The organism is Bacillus sp. 0209A, from assembly GCF_036765095.1.
Classification (GTDB): domain Bacteria; phylum Bacillota; class Bacilli; order Bacillales; family Bacillaceae; genus Bacillus; species Bacillus subtilis_G.
In genome coordinates this window covers 122,816-129,425 of sequence record NZ_JBAIZV010000007.1, presented here as the reverse complement: position 1 = coordinate 129,425, position 6,610 = coordinate 122,816, and the positions used below count along the sequence as shown (strand labels likewise).

Genomic DNA, 6,610 nt, shown 5'->3' with positions numbered 1-6,610 from the left:
ACCTGCTCTGAGGCAGGTTCTTTTTACTTTGAATGAGTCATATCAGCTGTCGGCTTGTTTATGCGATTTTTTACATAATACACTGCGTAGCAGATGGCCATAAAAGAAATGCCGCAATACAGTGCGATTCTTTGATTTGGATCAAAGGCAATGCCGAGCACGGATGCCAGGCATAATAGGAACGCGGCAATCGGCACGAACGGATACCAAGGGGTCCGGTACTTTAAATCGGCGACCTTGTTTCCCGCTTCGATATACCGTTTTCTGAACATGAATTGAGAAGCTGCGATTCCCATCCACACGACAACGACCGCAAAACCGGAAATCGACACGAGCACAACGTATACAGTGTCTGGCGCAAATACGCTGGACAGCAATGAGAGAATGCCGCCGATCATGCTGAACACCAGCGCGTTAAACGGGGTTCCTTTTGATGTCAGCTTTGCAAATGCCGGGTGAAGCGTCTTTTCTTTTGATAAAGACCACAGCATCCGGGAAGAAGCGTAGAGTCCGGAATTAGCCGCTGACAGGATCGCTGTCAGGATGACAAAGTTCATGATATCGGCTGCGTATGGCACACCGACTCTGTCAAAGACAGCGACAAACGGGCTTTTGATGACGCCTGCTTCTTGAATCGGAATCAGCCCTGACAGGACAAAAATGGTTCCGATAAAGAAGAGTGAAAGACGCCAGACCGTTGTTTTAATCGCTTTTGGTATCGTCTTGTCGGGATCGACGCTTTCTCCGGCGGCGATTCCGATCAGTTCAGTCCCCGAAAAGGCAAAATTGACAGACAGCATCGTCATCAAAATCGGGACAAATCCATGTGGAAAGAGCCCGCCTTCCGCTGTGAAATTGGACAGCATCGGAGCGGCCTCTCCGCCTTGAATCGGAATGATGCCGAACATGGCAGAGCCGCCTAAAAGAATAAACAATACAATGGCTAAAACTTTGATGCTGGAAAACCAAAATTCCGATTCAGCGAAAAACTTGACCGAAAATGCGTTAAGCAAGAAAATCAACAGCGCAAAGATGGCACTCCACATCCAAACGGACGTATGGGGGAACCAGCGCTGCATTAACAGGCCGGCTGCTGTGAATTCCGATCCCAATGCCACGGTCCATGTCAGCCAGTACAGCCAAGCGACCGTAAATCCAGTTCCCGGTCCTATGTATTTGGTTGCATAGGTGTGAAAGGCGCCTGTCACAGGCATGGCTACAGACAGCTCACCGAGGCATAGCATGACCAAATAGACGATTCCGGCGCCGACTAAGTAGGCGAGTATCGTTCCCGCCGGGCCTGCCTGCTGAATGGTATAGCCGGAGCTTAAAAACAGTCCGGTTCCGATGACACCCCCTAAGGAAAGCATAAAGAGGTGCCGGCTTTTCATACTTCTCTGAAAGTTTGTCTCATTCTTGTTGTGAGCAGATTTCATCTTTTTCCAACTTTCTATCGGCGATTTCTTTCCTTTAATAAAAAATCCCATGTCAGCGAGTGACACGAGACTCCGGCGAACCGGCTTTAAGATAGAATATACAAACAATTCCGATAAGTCAAGTTGTTTTTAAAGAGCGCGCCCAAGCCGCGATTTCTTTAATATCTTCGGGTTTTGTCCGGCAGCAGCCGCCAATCAGCTTCGCTCCTTTTTCATGCCACGCGCGGGCGCTTACTCCGTAAGGTTCTCCGCATGCCGCCCCGTTCCACGTTTTTGTCTCCGGATCATACTGCTCGCCTGAATTCGGGTAGACGATGATCGGTTTTGATGTGTGTTTTTTTAACTCCTCTATTAAAGAAGGGATATGCTGAAGCGGCGTGCAGTTGATGCCGAGCGCTGCAATTTGGCGGTGCTTATCAAGCCATGACGCACAGTCAGCGGCAGGTGTTCCGTCACTAATATGAAGGCTGTCTTTTGCACTGAAGCTGATCCACGCATACGTTTCAGGAAACTCCTTCAGCAGCCGCGCAATCGCTTTTGCTTCGCTCAGACATGGGATCGTTTCACATGCCAAAACATCAGCTCCAGCTTCGATCAGCGCCTTCATGCGGGGGCGATGAAATTCAACAAGTTCATCCTCTGAGATTCCGTAGTCGCCGCGATACTCAGAGCCGTCTGCAAGATAAGCGCCATAAGGGCCGACAGAAGCCGCAATGATTGGCTTTGGCCGATTGACACGGTTTTCTTCGAGCGCCCAAAATTCATCACGTGCTTCAGCTGCGATGCTGACGGACATCTCGATGAGCCGGCGTGCTTCCGCTTCGCTCAGCCCGCGTGCGGCAAAGCCTTCAAACGTAGACTGATAGCTGGCGGTGATCGCACAGTCAGCACCTGCCGCAAAATAATCAGTATGCACTTGTTTAATCAGATCCGGCTCTTCCATCAGGATTTTTGCCGACCAGAGACTGTCGTTCAAATCACAGCCCTTGCGTTCAAGCTCGGTCGCCATGGCGCCGTCTAGCACAATAAGCGGGTATGTATCTAGTATGTGTTGGATAGGATTCATAGAATGTACCGATGCCTTCTTTCAGATTTTTTGAAATGATATGAAAATCGTAAGGGAGGTTTACGTGTTTGTCAATAAACACAAAAGGGAAAGGTGTTCAGCCCGTCTATCTGAACACCTTTTTTTTATGATATTTGTTTGTTGTGTGTGTCAGCCTGTTTGTCAGAAAGCGGCCAGCATTCAATGCCATTGTGGTTTTTGAGCACATTTTTATAAAAGACTGGATCTTTGCCCGCTTTTTTCTGGCGTGTATAGTCTTGCAGCGCCACAAAAACGACCTTTGATAATAAGAAAATCGCAATTAAATTCACGACGACCATCAAGCCCATGAACAAATCAGCCAGATCCCAGACGAGCTGGACTTTGGCAACACAGCCAAACACAATCATCGCCAGCACGCCGATACGGTAGACAAAAATCAGTTTTTTACTTTTGTTTAAAAAGCCGATATTGGTTTCCCCGTAATAATAGTTTCCGATTAATGCACAGAAACCGAATAACAAAATCAGAATGGCGAGAAAGCCTGATGCCCACGATCCGACATGGGAGCTGAGAGAGGCTTGTGTCAACGCGATCCCGCTCAGTCCCGGAGTTTGATAGGCATCCGAAAACAGGATGATAAAAGCAGTGCTTGTACAAATGACTAGCGTATCTGACAGCACACCCAGCGCTTGAATCAGCCCCTGTTTGACAGGATGGCTTGTCGTTGCGGTGGCGGCGGCATTCGGTGCGCTCCCCATTCCCGCTTCGTTTGAAAAGATTCCCCGTCTGACGCCCTGCATTAACGCCGCTCCCAAAGCGCCGCCAGCGGCCTGGTCAAAACCAAACGCATTTTTCACGATAAGCGTAATCACGTCAGGCAGCTGCGTAATGTTGGTTAAAATCACAAAAAACGCAACGCTGATATACAGGGCCGCCAACACGACGACAATGGATTCAGCCAGCTTCGCAATCCGTTTTACGCCGCCGAAAATAATCGTGCCGAACACAGTAATTAAAATGAGTCCCAATGTCAGGCGGTTTGTGCCGAACGCGTTTTCAAAGGCGAGGCTGACTGTATTTGATTGGACCGAGTTAAAGACGATACCGAACGATAAGGTGATTAATACAGCGAACAGCGCGCCCATCCACCTTTTGTTCAGCCCTTTTTCCATGTAATAAGCCGGTCCGCCGCGGAATCCGTTTTCATCTTTTACTTTATAAATCTGGGCCAGTGTGCTTTCCACAAAGCTTGATGCTGATCCGATAATGGCGATAATCCACATCCAGAAGATTGCACCGGGTCCGCCGAGCGCAATGGCGATGGCAATGCCCGTAATATTTCCCGTTCCGACACGGGCTGCCATGCTGATACAGAACGCTTGAAACGGAGAAATACTGTTTTTCGATCGGGAGGCAGCACCTTCTTTTAATACCCTGACCATTTCTTTCAGCATGCGAACCTGCAAAAACTTCAGTCTGAACGTAAAATAGATTCCCAGAGAAAGGAGCAATACAATTAATAGCTTTGACCACAAAAGATCATTTGCGATACCGACAACATGTTCCAGGATTTGCTGCATACAATCACCTCTTTTTTTTTATGTTTAAAAAATGCTGAGTTCCCACTCCTGTGCCATATGCTTCAGCAGCATTCCGCCAGTGAGGCTGTTGCCGTATTCATCAATGGCCGGTCCGTAAATGCCGATCCCGCAACCGGATGGAAAAGGCTTTTCTCTTCTGGCGCTTGGAGGAACCAGTGCCATAATGCCGCCGGAGACGCCGCTTTTGGCCGGCACGCCGACAAACGCCGCATATTTGCCTGAAGCGTTGTACATGCCGCACGTCAGCATTAACGCCTTGGCCAATTTTGCCACGTCCTTTGGAATCACTTGCTTGCGGTGAATCGGATGATAGCCGTCATGGGCAAGGATCAGGCCGATCAATGCGATATCTTCAGTGGTGCTCTCCATGGCGCAATGCTTCAAGTAAACCTCAAGCGTTTCTTCTACGTCTGCTTCTAAAAAGTTTGTTTCTTTTAAATAGTAGGCCAGCGCTCTGTTGCGGTGGGCGGTTTCCCACTCAGATCGGAACACTTCCTCATGAATTCTCGGCTGTTTTCCTATTAAGGTTTCCATCACCGAGTTAAGAAAATCGAGCTTATCGTGTGCCGACTCTCCGGGAAGAAGCGAGGCGATGGTGAGAGCACCCGCGTTGATCATAGGATTGAATGGCTTTCCCGGCTTGTTGATTTCGAGCCGAATGATGGAATTAAAGGCGTCACCTGTCGGCTCGACATCTACGCGGTCCAGTACATAGGGAATGCCGCGGCTCATGCAGGCGGCGATAAAGCTGATCACTTTTGAAATGCTTTGCAGGGTAAAAGGGACGTTCCAGTCGCCGGAGTGTATCATCGTTCCGTCAGGCTCCAATATACAAATGCCGAGCTGTGAATCATTGACTTTTCCTAAAGCGGGGATATAATTTGCACTTTGTCCATTAGCGGCAAATGGGCGATAGTGCTCCACCCAATCATGCAGCTGGGACGCCGGGTCTATTTCTTTCCGGAGCTCTTTTATCAATTCTTTCATCAAATTCCTCCTCACTGTTTTTTTAAAGGACTATGGTTTACCAAAACGAAGGATGAAGGGGCATTAAACGCTTTCACTAAAGCGGAGGGTATATTTACTGTATAATGACGACTACAGAATCATACAAAATACGACAAAAATATTTTGAAAATAAGCCGTAAGATTTATAAAAACCTCATGTTCTGGGTCAAAAGAAATTTGCGGGTTTTCAGCCGTTTCCCCAAAATAAAAGCGAGGATGTGATCATCATAAAACTGAAGCGTTTTTTTGAAAAAGATGGATATATTTTGGCTCTCATGCTGATGACGGTACCCTTGGCCGGTGAACTGAAATTTTATCCTCTTAATGAAGAGTTCCGGATTAGCTTTGGCGCACCGGTTTTTTTCTTCTTCTTGTCGCTGCTGCGGCATGTGCCCGCTGTGCTGCCGGGTTTTCTGACTGGAGCGGCAGTACTCGTCTTTCGTGTCTTTCTGGAATTGTGGCGCGGGGGACACGATGGACTGACTCCGATTCTGTATGACCAAGCGTCTGGCTTTTTCTTTTATATGACTTACGCTTGCCTGTTTTCCGTATTGAAGGCTAATCGTTTCCGCGAACGGCCGTTTATGCTCGGCTTTGTCGGTTTTATGATTGAAATTGTGGCAGATTGTGTCGAGCTGGCTGTGCAGTTTCTCATGTTCCATACCGTCGTCACGCCTGAGGAAATCACCGATCTCGCGGTGATTGCGATTTCTCACACATTTATCGTGATGAGCTTTTATAGTGTGCTGAAGCTGTATGAAACACAATCGAGAGAAAAACAGACAAGGCGGCAACACGAGCATATGCTGATGATCGTTTCCAATTTATATGAAGAAACGGTGCATCTAAAAAAGACGCTGAAAACGACAGAACAAGTGACGAACGATTCGTATCAGCTCTATCGGGAAGTAAAGGGCAAAGATGATCAGCTCAGCGGCAGAATCCTGAGGCTGGCCGGAGAAATTCATGAAGTGAAAAAGGACAACCAGCGGATATTCGCCGGGCTTTCAAAACTGATTTCTAATGAGAGCTTGAGAGATTATATGAGGGCGTCTGATTTGCTGCAGCTTGTGATTCGCATGAATGAGAAGTACGCTGAAGCACTGGGAAAGCAGATTGATTTTCACTGCTTGATAGAGGGGGAGCATGAAGAATATCACGTATTTATCGTGCTTTCGATCATTAATAATCTAACGGCGAATGCGGTAGAAGCCATGGGGGAAGAGGGAATGATCAGCCTGAGGCTCAATAGGCCAAATGAGAATATGGTAGAATTCCAGGTAGAAGACAATGGTCCCGGCATTTCTGAGAAAATCGGAGAGATTGTGTTTGACCCGGGCTTTACCTCAAAATATGACGAATATGGCACGCCTTCTACGGGAATTGGACTTTCCTACGTGAAGGAAATCGTGACAGAGCTGGAAGGGGATATCACATTTGATAATCAGCAGCGTGGAGTGGTGTTTGCTGTTAGGCTGCCTGTCCGGCATTTGATTCAGAAAGGGTGAACCGAAGCT

General features: G+C 47.8%; 5 protein-coding genes. 1 reads left to right on the top strand and 4 read right to left on the bottom strand.

What is annotated here, in order from left to right; genetic code table 11:
- Nucleotides 1-23 precede the first annotated feature (23 nt).
- The 4 genes from mmuP to V6D44_RS19615 form a co-directional block, all read right to left on the bottom strand.
- Nucleotides 24-1,436 carry an S-methylmethionine permease gene (mmuP, locus tag V6D44_RS19630; RefSeq protein WP_087993173.1) on the bottom strand — a complete coding sequence of 471 codons (1,413 nt, stop codon included), beginning with the start codon at nucleotides 1,434-1,436 and terminating at the stop codon, nucleotides 24-26.
- A gap of 118 nt (nucleotides 1,437-1,554) precedes the next feature.
- On the bottom strand, nucleotides 1,555-2,502 hold the full coding sequence (mmuM, locus tag V6D44_RS19625; RefSeq protein ID WP_087993079.1) for a homocysteine S-methyltransferase: 948 nt from the start codon (nucleotides 2,500-2,502) through the stop codon (nucleotides 1,555-1,557).
- 125 nt (nucleotides 2,503-2,627) lie between these two features.
- The gene (locus V6D44_RS19620) at nucleotides 2,628-4,064 is read right to left on the bottom strand and encodes an alanine/glycine:cation symporter family protein (protein WP_202328637.1); all 1,437 of its coding nucleotides are present in this window, start codon (nucleotides 4,062-4,064) and stop codon (nucleotides 2,628-2,630) included.
- A gap of 24 nt (nucleotides 4,065-4,088) precedes the next feature.
- On the bottom strand, nucleotides 4,089-5,072 hold the full coding sequence (locus tag V6D44_RS19615) for a glutaminase (RefSeq protein WP_087993081.1): 984 nt from the start codon (nucleotides 5,070-5,072) through the stop codon (nucleotides 4,089-4,091).
- 296 nt (nucleotides 5,073-5,368) lie between these two features.
- On the opposite strand from V6D44_RS19615, the gene V6D44_RS19610 reads away from it, so the two are divergent.
- Nucleotides 5,369-6,601 carry an ATP-binding protein gene (locus tag V6D44_RS19610; RefSeq protein WP_202328877.1) on the top strand — a complete coding sequence of 411 codons (1,233 nt, stop codon included), beginning with the start codon at nucleotides 5,369-5,371 and terminating at the stop codon, nucleotides 6,599-6,601.
- Nucleotides 6,602-6,610 lie beyond the last annotated feature (9 nt).

Excerpts from the sequence above, each read along its gene's own strand:
- V6D44_RS19610 (WP_202328877.1), top strand. The coding sequence starts at position 5,369 with ATGCTGATGACGGTACCCTTGGCCGGTGAACTGAAATTTTATCCTCTT.
- V6D44_RS19620 (WP_202328637.1), bottom strand. The coding sequence starts at position 4,064 with ATGCAGCAAATCCTGGAACATGTTGTCGGTATCGCAAATGATCTTTTG.
- mmuM (WP_087993079.1), bottom strand. The coding sequence starts at position 2,502 with ATGAATCCTATCCAACACATACTAGATACATACCCGCTTATTGTGCTA.
- V6D44_RS19615 (WP_087993081.1), bottom strand. The coding sequence starts at position 5,072 with ATGAAAGAATTGATAAAAGAGCTCCGGAAAGAAATAGACCCGGCGTCC.
- mmuP (WP_087993173.1), bottom strand. The coding sequence starts at position 1,436 with ATGAAATCTGCTCACAACAAGAATGAGACAAACTTTCAGAGAAGTATG.